Origin of the sequence: Caulobacter sp. BE254 (assembly GCF_031457295.1) — a bacterium.
Lineage (GTDB): Bacteria > Pseudomonadota > Alphaproteobacteria > Caulobacterales > Caulobacteraceae > Caulobacter.
In genome coordinates, this window is sequence record NZ_JAVDWJ010000007.1 from 76,671 (window position 1) to 89,809 (window position 13,139).

At 68.8% G+C, this 13,139-nt stretch carries 19 protein-coding genes; 9 read left to right on the forward strand and 10 right to left on the reverse strand.

Translation table 11 applies throughout. From position 1 onward, the window contains the following. Positions 1-15: 15 nt before the first annotated feature. Positions 16-198: a DUF3606 domain-containing protein gene (locus tag J2X41_RS14125; protein WP_018112967.1), complete on the forward strand. Its 183-nt coding sequence runs from the start codon at positions 16-18 to the stop codon at positions 196-198. Positions 199-330: 132 nt separating this feature from the next. On the opposite strand, the gene J2X41_RS14130 is transcribed toward J2X41_RS14125, so the two are convergent. Both J2X41_RS14130 and J2X41_RS14135 read right to left on the reverse strand, forming a co-directional pair. Further along, complete coding sequence (locus J2X41_RS14130; RefSeq protein ID WP_310082615.1) at positions 331-753, reverse strand: hypothetical protein; 423 nt, start codon at positions 751-753, stop codon at positions 331-333. Positions 754-758: 5 nt separating this feature from the next. Then, complete coding sequence (locus tag J2X41_RS14135; RefSeq protein ID WP_310082617.1) at positions 759-1,010, reverse strand: DUF3297 family protein; 252 nt, start codon at positions 1,008-1,010, stop codon at positions 759-761. 161 nt (positions 1,011-1,171) lie between these two features. Here J2X41_RS14135 and J2X41_RS14140 point away from each other — a divergent pair, with 161 nt between their 5' ends. The 5 genes from J2X41_RS14140 to J2X41_RS14160 all read left to right on the forward strand — a co-directional run bounded on the left by J2X41_RS14140 (position 1,172) and on the right by J2X41_RS14160 (position 5,429). Beyond that, the gene (locus J2X41_RS14140; protein ID WP_310082619.1) at positions 1,172-1,777 is read left to right on the forward strand and encodes a YqaA family protein; all 606 of its coding nucleotides are present in this window, start codon (positions 1,172-1,174) and stop codon (positions 1,775-1,777) included. After that, entirely contained in the window at positions 1,774-2,331 is a 558-nt protein-coding gene (locus tag J2X41_RS14145) for a disulfide bond formation protein B (protein WP_310082621.1), read from the forward strand. Before J2X41_RS14140 ends, J2X41_RS14145 begins: the two co-directional genes overlap by 4 nt. Position 2,332: 1 nt before the next feature. Further along, a complete protein-coding gene (locus J2X41_RS14150) occupies positions 2,333-2,893 on the forward strand; it encodes a demethoxyubiquinone hydroxylase family protein (protein WP_310082623.1) in 561 nt (186 codons plus the stop codon). A gap of 113 nt (positions 2,894-3,006) precedes the next feature. Beyond that, positions 3,007-4,782 (forward strand): M1 family metallopeptidase, encoded by a 1,776-nt coding sequence (locus J2X41_RS14155; protein WP_310082625.1) that lies wholly within the window; start codon positions 3,007-3,009, stop codon positions 4,780-4,782. Positions 4,783-4,895: 113 nt separating this feature from the next. After that, a complete protein-coding gene (locus tag J2X41_RS14160; protein WP_310082627.1) occupies positions 4,896-5,429 on the forward strand; it encodes a VanZ family protein in 534 nt (177 codons plus the stop codon). A gap of 109 nt (positions 5,430-5,538) precedes the next feature. On the opposite strand, the gene J2X41_RS14165 is transcribed toward J2X41_RS14160, so the two are convergent. From J2X41_RS14165 to greA, 4 genes are all read right to left on the reverse strand, one after another. After that, positions 5,539-5,823, reverse strand: a complete 285-nt coding sequence (locus J2X41_RS14165; RefSeq protein ID WP_310082629.1) for a hypothetical protein — start codon at positions 5,821-5,823, stop codon at positions 5,539-5,541. Between the two features lie 59 nt (positions 5,824-5,882). Further along, positions 5,883-6,038, reverse strand: a complete 156-nt coding sequence (locus tag J2X41_RS14170) for a hypothetical protein (RefSeq protein ID WP_310082631.1) — start codon at positions 6,036-6,038, stop codon at positions 5,883-5,885. Positions 6,039-6,300: 262 nt separating this feature from the next. Beyond that, positions 6,301-6,864, reverse strand: a complete 564-nt coding sequence (locus tag J2X41_RS14175; RefSeq protein ID WP_089930049.1) for an HNH endonuclease — start codon at positions 6,862-6,864, stop codon at positions 6,301-6,303. A 197-nt stretch (positions 6,865-7,061) separates the two neighbouring features. Next, complete coding sequence (gene greA / locus J2X41_RS14180) at positions 7,062-7,547, reverse strand: transcription elongation factor GreA (protein WP_310082633.1); 486 nt, start codon at positions 7,545-7,547, stop codon at positions 7,062-7,064. Positions 7,548-8,093: 546 nt separating this feature from the next. Between greA and J2X41_RS14190 the strand changes: the two genes are divergently transcribed. Together J2X41_RS14190 and gluQRS are read left to right on the forward strand one after the other, a co-directional pair. Continuing rightward, positions 8,094-8,717: a TetR/AcrR family transcriptional regulator gene (locus J2X41_RS14190; RefSeq protein ID WP_310082865.1), complete on the forward strand. Its 624-nt coding sequence runs from the start codon at positions 8,094-8,096 to the stop codon at positions 8,715-8,717. 168 nt (positions 8,718-8,885) lie between these two features. After that, positions 8,886-9,731 carry a tRNA glutamyl-Q(34) synthetase GluQRS gene (gluQRS, locus tag J2X41_RS14195; RefSeq protein ID WP_310082638.1) on the forward strand — a complete coding sequence of 282 codons (846 nt, stop codon included), beginning with the start codon at positions 8,886-8,888 and terminating at the stop codon, positions 9,729-9,731. A gap of 4 nt (positions 9,732-9,735) precedes the next feature. On the opposite strand, the gene J2X41_RS14200 is transcribed toward gluQRS, so the two are convergent. After that, the gene (locus J2X41_RS14200) at positions 9,736-10,131 is read right to left on the reverse strand and encodes a hypothetical protein (RefSeq protein ID WP_310082639.1); all 396 of its coding nucleotides are present in this window, start codon (positions 10,129-10,131) and stop codon (positions 9,736-9,738) included. Positions 10,132-10,192: 61 nt separating this feature from the next. Here J2X41_RS14200 and J2X41_RS14205 point away from each other — a divergent pair, with 61 nt between their 5' ends. Next, on the forward strand, positions 10,193-10,750 hold the full coding sequence (locus J2X41_RS14205) for a TetR family transcriptional regulator (protein ID WP_310082641.1): 558 nt from the start codon (positions 10,193-10,195) through the stop codon (positions 10,748-10,750). A gap of 30 nt (positions 10,751-10,780) precedes the next feature. Here J2X41_RS14205 and J2X41_RS14210 read toward each other — a convergent pair whose 3' ends face one another. From J2X41_RS14210 to J2X41_RS14220, 3 genes are read right to left on the reverse strand one after another with little or no spacing between them, the layout of a single operon-like run. Beyond that, on the reverse strand, positions 10,781-11,089 hold the full coding sequence (locus J2X41_RS14210) for a transcriptional regulator (RefSeq protein WP_310082642.1): 309 nt from the start codon (positions 11,087-11,089) through the stop codon (positions 10,781-10,783). A gap of 7 nt (positions 11,090-11,096) precedes the next feature. Then, positions 11,097-11,738 carry a hypothetical protein gene (locus J2X41_RS14215; protein WP_310082644.1) on the reverse strand — a complete coding sequence of 214 codons (642 nt, stop codon included), beginning with the start codon at positions 11,736-11,738 and terminating at the stop codon, positions 11,097-11,099. 35 nt (positions 11,739-11,773) lie between these two features. Then, complete coding sequence (locus J2X41_RS14220; RefSeq protein WP_310082646.1) at positions 11,774-13,003, reverse strand: acyltransferase; 1,230 nt, start codon at positions 13,001-13,003, stop codon at positions 11,774-11,776. Positions 13,004-13,139 lie beyond the last annotated feature (136 nt).

Consider the following 13,139-nt stretch of genomic DNA (forward strand, 5'->3'; position numbering starts at 1 on the left):
ACGAAGGAGGCGACGATGGGTGCTCCCAAGGGCAAGCGGGACTTCCGCGACGAGGATCGCCTGGATCCGCGTGAACGCCATCAGGTCGAATACTGGATGAAGCGCTGGGGCGTGACCAAGGACCAGCTGGTCGCCGCCCACCGCAAGGTCGGCAATTCGATCAAGGACATCGGCGCCGAGCTGGGCAAGAAGCGCTGAGCGCCGTGCGTCCTTCGAGGCTCGCCTGCGGCCCGCACCTCAGGATGAGGACGTCCTTGCACTGAATTCCTCATCCTGAGGCGCCCACCCCATTCTTGCTAAGGAGGGCGGGCCTCGAAGGACGCACCACCTCTACCGCTTGTCCCGCCGGAACTTCGCCGCCTCGGCCGCCAGGGACGAGGTCGACGGGTCGAAGCCCTCCGGCTCGGGCTCGAACGGCAGGTGGCCGGCCACGCCGCGCAGGGCCAGCCACAGCGGATGGCTGAAATGGCCCAGGATCCGCAGCGGCCGGCGCTTGTCGTCGGTGACGTCCCAGCCTTCCCGCTCGAACGCCTCGGCCTGCTCGCGCATCGACTTGACGTCGACGCCGTCCCAGCCCGGCGGATCGGGGATCAGCGCCGCCTCGTCGGCGGTCAGGCCGAAGGTGTCGCGGGCCAGTTGGTCGATCTCCGGGAACTGGGCCCGCGCCTCCGGATCGGCGAACGACGGCTTCATCAGCGCCCGGGTCTCCAGGTCGGCGAAACCGGGCAGGTCGATCAGGCGGCGCGGGGCCATCGGTCTCAGCCCTCGGCGTTGTCGTTGCGCCAGTACGGCGCGACCACGCCCTGCAGCTTGATGGTCATCGGGTTGCCCTTGCGGTCGACGGCCTTGCCGGCGGTGACGCGGATCCAGCCCTCGCTGACGCAGTATTCGTCGACATTGGTCTTCTCCACGCCGTTGAACACGATGCCCACGCCGCGCTCGAGGATGTCGGCGTCGTAGTGCGGGCTGGAGGGGTTGGAGGCCAGGCGGTCGGGGGGCGTGTCGCTCATGGGAGGGTCTTTCGAAGAATTTGGGACGGCGCGAGCCATCGAACGGGCGTGATAGCCACCCGGGCCGGCAATTCCAATAGGATTGCGCGCGATCGCGCGAAGCGCCGCGACAACGTCATGGCCGCCTGCTAGCTACGGCGCGTCCTCATATCGGAGTCCGCATGCTGCGTCGCCTCTACGACTGGGTCATGAGCCTGGCCGCCTCCCGTCATGCCCCCGTCAGCCTGTTCGCGATCTCGTTCGCCGAGAGTTCGTTCTTTCCCGTGCCGCCCGACATCATGCTGGCGCCCATGGTGCTGGCCAAGCCGGACAAGGCCTGGCGCTACGCCGCGCTCTGCACCCTGGCCTCGGTGCTGGGCGGGATCCTCGGCTACGGCATCGGCTTCTTCTTCCACGACGCGGCCCAGAAACTGCTGGCCGTGCTGGGCAAGCCCAACGCCCTGGCCGACGCCGAGTGCTGGTATCGCCATTGGGGCTCGTGGGTGATCATCGCCAAGGGCTTCACCCCCATCCCGTTCAAGCTGGTGACCATCACCTCCGGCCTGTTGCAGTTCAGCTTCCCGATCTTCATCGCCGCTTGCGTCGTCACCCGCGCCGCGCGCTTCTTCCTGGTGGCCCTGGTGGTCAAGAAGTTCGGCCCGGCCATGATGCCTGTGGTCGAGAAGCGCCTGGCCCTGTTCGCGGGCATCCTGATCGCCCTGCTTGTCATCGGCGTCACGGCGAGCCACTTCTTGGGGGGAAGCGGCGGCGGAGCGTGCGCGGGATGACGATTGAAAACACCGGCCAGGTCGGCGCGGCGGGCGCCCTGGCCCCCAACCGCCCGGCGGTCGCCTGGGCCGCCGACCAGTGGCCGCTGCTGGCCTTCATCGCCTGCGCCGTCATGCTGGGCGCGGCCCACGCGTTCGAGACCTTCGGCAAGCTGGCGCCGTGCCTGCTGTGCCTGAAGCAGCGCGAAGTCTACTGGGTGACCGGCGCGGTCGCCCTGGTGACCGTGGTGCTGACCCGCACCGCCTGGGCCGACAAGCTGCGCCGGCCGCTGATCCTGCTGATCGGCCTGGGCTTCCTGTACGGCGCGGGCGTGGCCGTCTACCACGCCGGCGCCGAGTGGAAGTGGTGGCCCGGTCCCGCCGCCTGCGCGGCCGGCGGCGCGGCCTCGGCCGACGACCTGGTGGCCATGCTGAAGGGCGTCAAGATCGCCGCCCCGTCCTGCGAAAAGGCCGTGTGGATCTTCCTGGGCCTGTCGATGGCCGGCTGGAACGCCGTGATCTCGCTGGGCCTGGCGATCGCCTCGTTCATCGCCGGCGTGCGTAAGGCGGCATAACATGAGCCAGCCCGTCCCTCCCCGTCCCGGTCAAGGCGCCCAGAAGGCGCGCCTGGCCGAGATCCTGCGGGTCGACCAGGCCGGCGAGCTGGCGGCGGTGCACATCTATCGCGGCCAGCAGGCGGTGATGCGCCAGGCGCCCGGCCGCGAGCGGATCGCCGACCAGCTGGGCGAGATGGAGGGCCACGAACAGGTCCATCTGAGCCGCTTCAACGAACTGCTGGGCGAGCGCCAGGTGCGCCCCACCCTGATGTCGCCCGTCTGGCGGGCCGCGGCCTTCGCCCTGGGCGCGGGCACGGCCCTGCTGGGCGAGAAGGCCGCCCATGCCTGCACCGAGGCGGTGGAGACGGTGATCGAGCAGCACTATGCCGGCCAGATCGCCGAACTGGAGGCGCGCGATCCCGCCCTGGCGGCCGAGCTCAGCCAGTTCCGCGACGACGAGCTGCACCACAAGGACATCGCCATCGGCGAAGGCGCCCTGGAGGCCCCCGCCTATCCGCTGCTGTCGGCGGTGATCCGGGCCGGTTGCCGCGCCGCGATCAAGATCAGCGAGAAGATCTGACCGGCGTTCTCCGCGACGCCGGAAGATCCGTCCCCGAAACTTCCGGCTTGGCGACATGCGTGGCCGAGCTTACCCATGGCGCCGGAAAATCGCGTCGCGAGGGGAGTTTCGCTTTGCCTACCCAGTTTCACCGCCGAGCCGCGGCCCTGTGCGCCGTTTCGCTGCTGGCGCTGGCCGGCGCCGCCCAGGCCGCAAAGCCCGCGAAGGCCGCCAAGCCCGCGCCGACCACGGCCCTGACCCTGGGCACCGGCGGCCAGATGCCGGCCGAGGAAGCGGCGGTGACCATCGAGCACGTCGACCTGAAGCTGAAGATCCTTCCCGAGCGCAAGGCCATCGAGGGCGACGCCACCCTGACCCTGGCGGCCAAGAGCGCCCTGCCCCGCATCGTCCTGGACTTCGACAAGAACTTCGCGGTCAGCGCCCTGATCGTCGACGGCAAGGCCCTGCCCGCCTCGGCCTGGACCAATCCCGAGGGCCGGCTGACCATCACCCCGCCCGCGCCGATCGCCGCCGGGGCCAAGACCGTGGTCCAGATCCGCTACGCCGGCCAGCCGCACGAGGCCGAGAAGGCGCCCTGGGACGGCGGCTTCGTCTGGAAGAAGACGCCGACCGGCGAGCCCTGGATCGCCAGCGCCGTGCAGGGCGACGGCTGCGACCTGTTCTGGCCGTGCATCGACTTCCCGACCGGCGAGCCGCTGCTGGTCGACTTCTACATCACCGTGCCCGCCCCGCTGTCGGCCCCGGCCGGCGGCGTGCTGGTGGACGTCACGGAAAAGGACGGCTGGCGCACCTTCCACTGGCGCCAGAAGCAGCCCGACACCTACGCCATCGCGGTCAATGTCGGCCCCTACGTCAAGCTGCAGGCTGCCTACAAGAGCCGGTTCGGCGACAGCTTCCCGATCGAATACTGGTATCTGAAGAGCGACGATCCGGCCAAGGCCAAGGCCCTGTTCGCCGAGTTCCCGACCACGCTGGACTTCTTCGAGCAGATGATCGGCCCCTACCCGTTCCGCTCGGAAAAGCTGGGCGTCGTCGAGACGCCGCACCTGGGCATGGAACACCAGACCATGAACGCCTACGGCAACGAGTACAGGAAAGACGTCTACGGCTACGACTGGCTGTTCCAGCACGAGCTGTCGCACGAATGGTTCGGCAACCAGGTGACCAATGTCGACTGGGACGACATGTGGATCCACGAGGGCCTGGGCAGCTACATGCAGCCGCTGTTCTCGCAATGGCTGCACGGCGACATGGAATACATGACCCGCCTGAACGCCCAGCGAGTCGGGAGCAAGAACCAGTTCCCGATCGTCTCCGGCAAGGTGATGACCGAGGATCAGGTCTACAAGGCCGAAAGCGGCCCGGCCAACGACATCTACGCCAAGGGCTCCAACGTCATGCACACCCTGCGCGCCACGATCGGCGACGCGGCGTTCTTCAAGGCCGTGCGCATCCTGGTCTATGGCCGCCCCGATCCCAAGCCCGGCAATTTCGCGCCGCGCTACGCCACGACCAAGGACTTCATCGCGATCGTCAACGACGTGACCGGCAAGGACTACAAGTGGTTCTTCGACGCCTATTTCTACCAGGCCAAGCTGCCGGAACTGCGCACCGTCCGCGACGGCGACGACCTGGTGCTGAGCTGGAAGACGCCCTCGGGCAAGGCCTTCCCGATGCCCGTCGAGGTCAAGGTCGGCGACAAGATCGTCACCGCGCCAATGAGCGACAACACCGGCCGCGTCAAGGTGGGCGACGCCGTACCGGTGATCGTCGACCCGGCCTCCAAGATCCTGCGCCGCCAGCCCTATCTGGAGGAGTACGCCGCCTGGAAGAAGGCGGACGACGCCAAGAAGGCCGATGAGGCCAAGAGCGGGGGCAAGAAACCCTAGACGGATCGACCTTGGGCATCGCCGCGCTGGTCATCTTCCGTTGACCCTGTTCCTTCACGGCTTGTACGCCAAGGGGCCGTAAGGCTTTGGGCTCATTGCGAGCCAGGAAGCCGATGCTGACGCCCAACCATGTCGTGACCGCCGCCCGAGCCGTTCTGGTCGCCGGCGCCCTGACCGCCGCGACCCTGATGCTGGGCCCCTGGCCGGGCCTGGAGCAGGTGTTCGGGCTGAGCGACAAGGCGGCCCACGCGATCGCCTTCGGCGGCCTGGTGGCCATCTCTTTCCTGGCCTTCCCCCGCATGCGTCGCAACGACCTGGCCATCGCCGCGGTGCTGCTGGGCGCCAGCGTCGAGCTGGCCCAGATGTTCACCGCCGATCGCAGCGCCTCGATCAGCGACCTGCTGGCCGACACCGTCGGCGTGGGGGTGGTCTATCTGGCCAGCCATATCGAGAACCTTCGGTCCCTGGCCCGCAAGCGCGGCTCGGCCAGTTTCGCCGACATCGCCGCCCAGGACCGCCGGCGGGGCGGACGCCGCCTGGCGCCGGTGATCCAGGCCGCCTTCCCCTCGTCGACCGACGGCGGGGCGGCCGATCACCCGGCCAGCTTCGCCAGCCGGGCGGCCCGACGCTTTCCGCGACGGGCCTGATCGTCTCCCTTCAAAGCATCGCGCGGAAAAGTGGATGCCGGTTTTCCGCAAAAGCGATGCGAAAACAAAAATCTAGAACAAGCCGCGCGATCCTATCGCGTGGCTTGTTCTAGGTAATGCGCTTGACGCTGACCGGGTCGCTGCCCGGGAAGCTTTCCTCCAGGCCCTCGTCCAGCAGGGCTTCCTGGCGGCTTTCCGAGCACTCGACCTTCTCGGCCAGCTGATCGTGCTTTTCACCCTCGGCCAGCGGGTTTTCGGCCTCGCGAGAATGTGGGGCGTCGAAATGCTTGTCCTCGCGCCGCACCTTGCCCTCGCTGGCCATGTCGGCCGTCGAGGCGCTGGTGCCGTGGGTGAAATGGCGGCCGTCTTCTTCTTTTTTGTGGCCAAAGATCATGGGGGTCTCTCCCGATTTTTCGCCCGGAGGCGTCGGGTAGAGAACCCTTGAAGCGGGGCCTAGGTTGCGCTCGACAGCCCGAACACCAGCGTCCAGAGCACCAGATTAGCCACCGCCGCGGCGGCCATCAGCCACCGCAGCCGCCGCTTGACGAACAGCGCCCGACCCCGCTCGTGAAGCGTCGGACCGGCGGACGCCGAAGGACTGGCATGCATCGAACCCTCCCGTGGAGAGCCCCCTGTCCCTTGGGTCCGCCTGGCCGCGAGTCGATGCAAGCGGAGCCGGAAGCCATTGTTTCCTGGACATTTTCGCGACTCGGCGTCCTCTGGTGGATCGAATCCAGCTCCCCCAGGGCCGAAAACCTCGTCCTTCGACAAGCTCAGGATGAGGTTTTCTACTGCCGGGGCCTGTAAATGGTCCTCATCCTGAGCTTGTCGAAGGACGAGGACCACGCACCGCGTCGAATGTCGATTGGCCCTACGCCTCCAGCTCGATGTCCCAGTACAGGTAGTCCAGCCAGCTGGCGTGCAGGTGTCCCGGCGGGAACCGGCGGCCGCGGTCCTGCAGTTCGTGCATGCTGGGCCGGCGGGCGGTGTGGAACGGATGCATGCCCGCCTCGCGCGGCGTGCGGCCGCCCTTGTGCAGGTTGCAGGGCGCACAGGCGGTGACGATGTTCTCCCAGGTGGTGCGACCGCCGCGCGAGCGGGGGATCACATGGTCGAAGGTCAGCTCGTCCGGCGAGCCGCAGTACTGGCAGCTGAACCCGTCGCGCAGGAACAGGTTGAAGCGGGTGAAGGCCGGCGGGCGATCCTGCGGCACGTACTGCTTCAGCGACACCACGCTGGGCAGCTTCATCTCGAACGAGGGCGAATGCACCACGTGGTCGTAGGTCGAGACCACGTCGACACGTTCCAGGAACACCGCCTTGATCACCTCCTGCCAGGGCCAGAGGGACAGCGGGTAATAGCTCAGGGGCCGGTAGTCGGCGTTGAGCACGAGCGCCGGCATGCCGGACGGTGGGCGGGACAGCACCTGCATCAGGGCCTCCCCCCGGAGCCGGATGGGCTCCAACGACTTTGGGAGCCGGAGGGGCTCCTATGAAGCGGGTACGCGGTCGGACTGAAGACGGGCCTCCTTCCTACGCATTCTCAGGAATCGCCATTCATTCCCGAACGCCTGGAAAGGATGAGCCAACTCGGCGACAGAACCAAGACATCGCTGCGCTTGGCGACGCGATTTCAGTCCGCCGAGATCGCGACGATATCGACCTCGCCGCCGGCCACCATGGCCGTGTCCCCCACGCCCTTGCCCAGCAGGGCGCGGGCCACCGGCGAGACATAGGACACCGAACCCTGGGCCGGGTCGGCCTCGTCCTCGCCGACGATGCGGAAGGTCTGGCGACGGCCGTCCTCGCGGTCGAAGGTGACGGTCCCGCCGAACTGCACGTCGTGGACGGTCGGATCGCGTTCGCGCAGTTGGGCGCTGGCCCGGCGGGCCGACCAGTAGCGCAGGTCGCGGGTGGCGCGGGCCATGGCCGTGCGGTCCTGGGCGACGTCGCCGCCGGCCTGGGCGGCGCCGTAGGCGGCGCGGGCCTGGGCCAGGGCCGCCTCGATCCGGGCCAGGCCCTCGGGCGTCACCAGGTTCGGATGCGGCGAGATCGGGCGGTCCAGCAGGTCGGCGGCGAACGCCTCGCTGTCGCCTTCCTTGGTGAAGGCCACGCTCATCGGCGCATCTCGGCGCGCGTCTCGGCGATGGAGGGCGAAAAGGTCATGTCTGGAAAATCCGGCCCGGCGCGGGACGTTCCGCCTCGGGAGCATCCGACCTAGGCGCGTGGCCCCCCTGGATCAAGATCTGGATCAGGACATGCAAAAGCCGCCGGCGAAAAAGCGCGGGCGGCTTCGAACACTTCGGCGGAGCGGTTCGGCGGCGATTGTGTCGGCGGGACGGCGGAGCGATCCGCAAGTCCCGTCGGCCACAAAAGCTGCCAGGGGCCTAGAAGCCGATGCCGATCAGGGCGCCCGCGACGCCGACGGCGGCGGCCAGGAAGAAGCCCACGGCCATGCGGTCGAGAACGGTTTCGAAGGCGAAGAAGCTATTGGTCATCACACACATCCTTGAGTTTGTTGCGGGCGCGGCGATTTGGACGACCGCCCCCGGCCCGATCGGTTTCGATCTGGACAATGCTTAGATAACACCAATCTGAACGGCGTCAAGATAATCTTGACGCCGTTAGGATAGATTTTTGAACAGGAACGGTTACAGTGTCCGAGATGACACAGACCGCGACCACAGACGCCCGCCCCTACCACCACGGCGACCTCAGCCGCGCCCTGGTCGAGGCCGCTCGCCGCATCCTCGAGACCGACGGTCCGGCGGCGCTTTCGCTGCGGGCGGTGGCGCGGGAAGCGGGCGTCAGTCCGGCCGCGCCTTACCACCACTTCAAGGACAAGGGCGAGTTGCTGGACGCCGTCGCCCACGAGGGCTGGGCCGCCCTCGACGCGGCCCTGACCGAGGCGCGCCGGAAGGCGGCCGACGGCAAGGACCGGATGACCAGCCTGGGCGTGGCCTATGTCCGGTTCGCGCGCGACAACCCCGCCCTCTACCGGGTGATGTACGACTGCTCGCGCGACAAGGACGCCCTGCCCGAGCAGATGAAGGAAGAAGGCGCCTACTGCCAGGTGCGCAACACCATCGACGAGCGCAGCGGCGGCACGGCCTCGCCGATCGACCTGGAGCTGGCGACCATCGCCGCCTGGTGCGCCGGCCATGGCCTGGCCGAGATGATCAGCTTCAAGCAGTTCGCCCCGCTGAAGGAAGCCCTGGGCGGCGAGGAAGCCTTCCTGCGCGGCGTGTTCGAACACCTGGGCATGTTCGCAAAGCTCGATCAGGCCTGACTCCGATGAGCGACGCCGCCTTCTCCTCACCCGTGAAACGGGGGAGGTGGCGCGACGCGCAGCGGCGTGACGGAGGGGGCGTCCGGCGGCGGCCTGCGCCCCCTCCGCCACGATGCGTATCCGCATCGCGCCACCTCCCCCGCACGCTTCGCTACGGGTGAGGAGAACGTGTTCGCCACCCGCTTCGCGCCCTCGCCGACCGGCCATCTGCATCGCGGCCACGCCTTCTCGGCCCTGACCGCCTTCGACGCCGCCCAGGCGGCTGAGGGCCGGTTCGTGCTGCGGATCGAGGACATCGACGCCACCCGCAGCCGGCCCGAGTTCGAGGCCTCGATCCTGGAGGACCTGGCCTGGCTGGGCCTGGCCTGGGAACGGCCCGTGCGCCGCCAATCCGAGCACCTGGCCGACTATCACCGGGCCATCGACGTCTTGCGCGACAAGGGGCTGGTCTATCGCTGCTTCCGCACCCGCAAGGAGCTGGACATCGGCCGGGCGCCGCATGAGCCGGCCAAACCCTTCGTCGGCAGCCCCTTGCCGGCGGACGAGGAGGCCGCGCGGCTGGAGCGGGGCGAGGCCTTCGCCTGGCGCCTGTCGCTGGACGCGGCCCGCCGCGCGCTGGGCGGTTTCGATCGCCTGGGCTTCGTCGAGGAGGGCGCCGGGCCCGACGGCGAGACCGGCTGCATCCAGGCCCGTCCCGAAACCGCCGGCGACATCGTCCTGGCCCGCAAGGATGTCGGGGTGGCCTATCACCTGGCGGTCGTGCTGGACGACGGCCTGCAGGGGATCACCCACGTGATCCGCGGCCAGGATCTGTTCGAGGCCGCCCACATCCAACGCCTGCTGCAGGCCCTGCTGGACCTGCCGACCCCGACCTACCGCCACCACCGCCTGCTGGTCGGCCCCGACGGCAAACGCTACGCCAAGCGCGACCGGGCCCAGACCCTGCGGGAGCTGCGGGCGGCGGGCGTGACGCCGGAACAATTGCGGGCGGAGATGGGCTTGGCTGGGGGATAGCCGCTCAAGGCTTCGTCGGACTCCGCCGCGGCCCGGCCATCAGATAGGCGACGCCGAGGCTCAGACCGTAGCCCCATAGAAGCCAGGCGGCCCCCAGCCGAACGGCCAGGGGATCGGAGCCATAGAGATCGGGGCGCCAGCGCAGGGCGACTCCGTCGATCATCATGGCGACCGCGCCGACGACGGCGACGCCGAGCGGGACCTCCTGGCGCTCGAGCACCCCCACGCGCCTCACCAGCCAGACGCTGATCCAGGCCATGGGCAGGCTGCTCGCAAAGCCGATCGCGCCTTGCACGGGATCCAGCAAGGCGCTGGGCAGCAGGCGGATGTAGAGCGTGGCCGCCGCCCAGAGGGCTAGGCCAAGGCTGATCAGCCGCAAGATCTGTTGGTGACGCAGCATTATCTGCTCCCTGTAGCACCTGCTACATAGACAGGATTGTAGCATCTGCTACATGTTGTCAATGACCACGGCCCGCCTTTCGAAGCGACAGGATCTCGTCCGGCGCATCGCCGATCGCCTGCTCGACCACGGCGTGGCGCAGATCGCGCTCCGCGACCTGGCGGCCGAACTCGGCACCAGCGATCGCATGTTGCTGTACTATTTCGAGGACAAGGCCGATCTGGTCTCCGCCTCCCTGGAGGCGGTGTCCGCCAGGCTGGCCGCGCGCTTGGAGCAGGAGTCGCCCGCCGCCCCCTTGCCGCCCGCCGCGCTGCTGGCCGCCCTCCTGCCGGCGGTCCGGGCCGAAGCCATGGCGCCGGTGATGAGTGTCTGGAGCGACCTGTGCGCGCGCGGAGGACGCGGAGAAGAGCCATTCCGGGGCATAGCCCAGCGCTCGATCATCCAGTGGATCGGCTGGATCGAAGCCAGGCTCGCTGTTGCCGATCCCGGGAGCCGAAGGAGCACCGCCGTCGCCCTGCTCGCCATCCTGGAAGGCGCTCGGCAACTCGAACAGGTCCTGGCGGGTTCGACACAGGACATCGAGGCCTCGCTGGCGTCGGTTTTCGTCATCGGCCCGTGACGGCCAAGATCCGCCGCCACCCAGGACGGATCAGCTCTTCGCCTGCTCCACCAGCCGCGCCATCGCCCGCAGATAGGCTCCGAACGCTTCCCGGCCGGCATCGGTCAGGCGTACGCGGGTCAGGGGCTTGCGGCCCACGAAGCTCTTGTCGATCGCCACATAGCCGGCGTCCTCCAGCTTGCGCAGGTGGACCGACAGGTTGCCCTGGGTCACCTCCAGCAGGGCCTTCAGCTCGGTGAAGTCGGCCACCTCGGCGCTGGCCAGATAGGCGACGATCCCCAGCCGCACCCGGCCGTGGATGACGTCGTCCAATCCGCTGATGTCGAACTTGCCGGTCACGCCCGCCTCAGGCCGCAGGGGCCCGGGGGGCCCGCAGGGCCTGGCGCATCATCCCGAAGCCCGGGACCGCCATCAGCAGCAAGAGGCTGGCGGCGGCGATCAGCAGATACAGGTCCGCGCGCTCGATCAGCATGCCCAGCGCCACGCCCGAGACCAGCCAGCCGGAGGCCACCAGCGCCGTCCACCACCGCCTGCGCAGCATGAAGATCACGTACCAGACCGCGCCCTGCAGCACGAAGACCACGGCCGGATGGAACAGCCAGTAGTGGAAGTCGTGGTGGCGCTGGGCGGCGCTGGCGAAGACCAGGATCAGGGCCAGGTTGGCGATCCCCGCGCCCGCGAAGGCGGAATTGACCGCTCGGTTGGTCACCCCGACCGCCGGACGCTTGCGGTCGATGATGATCACGATCGTCATCAGCACCAGGAAGATCAAGGTCGGCGCCCAGGCCATGACGAGGTTGGCGGTGGGCGACAGGTGGACGACCCCGACCTCCTGGAGGTAGTAGCTCAGGCACTGGATCCCGTAGAGCACCCCGGCCGAGCCGTAGAGCGCGCCGCCGGCGACGCCCATCCCGCCGCCCGACCGGCCCTCGGCGATGGTCCGCAGGAACGCCAGGTCGTCCTGGACCGACTTGATCTCGTCGTTCATGGGCAAGGCCCCCTTCAATGTCGCATCATGGCCGGTCACAGGATTCGGCCCAACAGCGGCGTGCGGCGCAGCGCCGTGGTCGTCAGCCAGCTGAGCGCCACCGCCCCGCCGATCACCACCAGCCCCTTGGCCAGCCCGCCCCAGGCCTGGGGCAGCAGCAGCCACGAGAGCCAGGCGGTGAAGACGTAGTGGGTCAGGTAGATCCCGTAGGCGTTGGCCTGCAGGCTGGCGCCGATCGGACCGGTCTTGCGGATGAAGCGCAGGAACACCGCCAGCACCGCGAACGACAGGCTGGCGCAAGCGATGACAAAGGCCAGGCCGCCGGCCACGTCCAGCACCGACTTTGGCGGCGGGTTGGGCGAGAAGGCGAGGATGAAGATGGCCACCGCCGCGACCACCGCCGGCGCGGGCGGGATCTGCCAGGCCCACCAGCGGCGGGCCAGCGCCCCGTGCGGATCGGTCAGGCCCTGGCCTACGCCCGCCGCCCCGAACGCCAGGCCGGCCAGGAAATAGACGAGGTAGTGGCCGATACGGCCGGTCTGGACCAGGAACGGTCCCACCATCGTCCAGTGGCCGAAGGGCAGCGCCATGTTCAGGGGGACATAGGCCAGGGCGCTGGCGGCGAGCAGGACCAGGAAGGCGCGGCCGGGTCGCCGGGCGGCGCCCTGGGTCCAGCGGCCCAGCGCCGGGATCAGGGCCGGAAACAGGCGGTCCAGCGTCGCGGCGACCGCGGCGAAGGCCAGCAGCACCCACAGGAACCAGGCCGGGCCGCTGGGCCAGAACGGCAGGTGGGTCCAGGCCTTCGCATAGGCGGCCAGCGACGGCGCGCCGCCCGACTGCAGCCATGCGGGATAGTAGGCCAGCGGCGCCAGCAGCCCCGCCCCAACCACGAACGGAACGCCCAACCGCAGCGCCCGCCCCTTCAGGAACCCGCCCGCGCCCTTGGCCCTCAGGCCGCCGGCGACGAACAGGCCCGAGACCAGGAACATCAGCGACATGAAGAACAGGTCGTTGACCAGGGTCAGCAGGCTGAAGCCGCCGAACCGCTGCGGGTCCACGACCGGAAAGGCGGTCCACAGGATCGGCGGGGCCGCGAAGGCCTTCGGGGCCGGCGCGTACGGGTGATAGGTCAGCATCGCGTGATGGGCGACGACCAGCAGGGTCAGGAAGGCGCGCACGGCGCCGATCGGCGCGTTGCGGGCCGAGGCGTCCGCCGGGGCGCCCGTCTGCGCGGACGTTTCGATCGATTTGAGAGGCGCGTGCATGGCCGGGCTCCGTTGCGATGGGCGGACCATGCATCAACTAGTTTGTTTTGTAAACTTGTTGATCTGACACTTTCCACTGTGCAGGGCTCCGCCGGCGCGTCAGGGCTATCGCCTATGACCCAAACAGGTTGTCATC

What these genes read in the sequence shown, in the direction of transcription:
- J2X41_RS14190 (WP_310082865.1), top strand. Translation starts at nt 8,094, where the DNA reads ATGACACAGACCGCGACCACAGACGCCCGCCCCTACCACCACGGCGAC.
- greA (WP_310082633.1), bottom strand. Translation starts at nt 7,547, where the DNA reads ATGAGCGTGGCCTTCACCAAGGAAGGCGACAGCGAGGCGTTCGCCGCC.
- J2X41_RS14125 (WP_018112967.1), top strand. Translation starts at nt 16, where the DNA reads ATGGGTGCTCCCAAGGGCAAGCGGGACTTCCGCGACGAGGATCGCCTG.
- J2X41_RS14160 (WP_310082627.1), top strand. Translation starts at nt 4,896, where the DNA reads ATGCTGACGCCCAACCATGTCGTGACCGCCGCCCGAGCCGTTCTGGTC.
- J2X41_RS14135 (WP_310082617.1), bottom strand. Translation starts at nt 1,010, where the DNA reads ATGAGCGACACGCCCCCCGACCGCCTGGCCTCCAACCCCTCCAGCCCG.
- J2X41_RS14200 (WP_310082639.1), bottom strand. Translation starts at nt 10,131, where the DNA reads ATGCTGCGTCACCAACAGATCTTGCGGCTGATCAGCCTTGGCCTAGCC.
- J2X41_RS14205 (WP_310082641.1), top strand. Translation starts at nt 10,193, where the DNA reads ATGACCACGGCCCGCCTTTCGAAGCGACAGGATCTCGTCCGGCGCATC.
- J2X41_RS14215 (WP_310082644.1), bottom strand. Translation starts at nt 11,738, where the DNA reads ATGAACGACGAGATCAAGTCGGTCCAGGACGACCTGGCGTTCCTGCGG.
- J2X41_RS14145 (WP_310082621.1), top strand. Translation starts at nt 1,774, where the DNA reads ATGACGATTGAAAACACCGGCCAGGTCGGCGCGGCGGGCGCCCTGGCC.
- J2X41_RS14130 (WP_310082615.1), bottom strand. Translation starts at nt 753, where the DNA reads ATGGCCCCGCGCCGCCTGATCGACCTGCCCGGTTTCGCCGACCTGGAG.
- J2X41_RS14140 (WP_310082619.1), top strand. Translation starts at nt 1,172, where the DNA reads ATGCTGCGTCGCCTCTACGACTGGGTCATGAGCCTGGCCGCCTCCCGT.
- J2X41_RS14220 (WP_310082646.1), bottom strand. Translation starts at nt 13,003, where the DNA reads ATGCACGCGCCTCTCAAATCGATCGAAACGTCCGCGCAGACGGGCGCC.
- J2X41_RS14150 (WP_310082623.1), top strand. Translation starts at nt 2,333, where the DNA reads ATGAGCCAGCCCGTCCCTCCCCGTCCCGGTCAAGGCGCCCAGAAGGCG.
- J2X41_RS14165 (WP_310082629.1), bottom strand. Translation starts at nt 5,823, where the DNA reads ATGATCTTTGGCCACAAAAAAGAAGAAGACGGCCGCCATTTCACCCAC.
- J2X41_RS14170 (WP_310082631.1), bottom strand. Translation starts at nt 6,038, where the DNA reads ATGCATGCCAGTCCTTCGGCGTCCGCCGGTCCGACGCTTCACGAGCGG.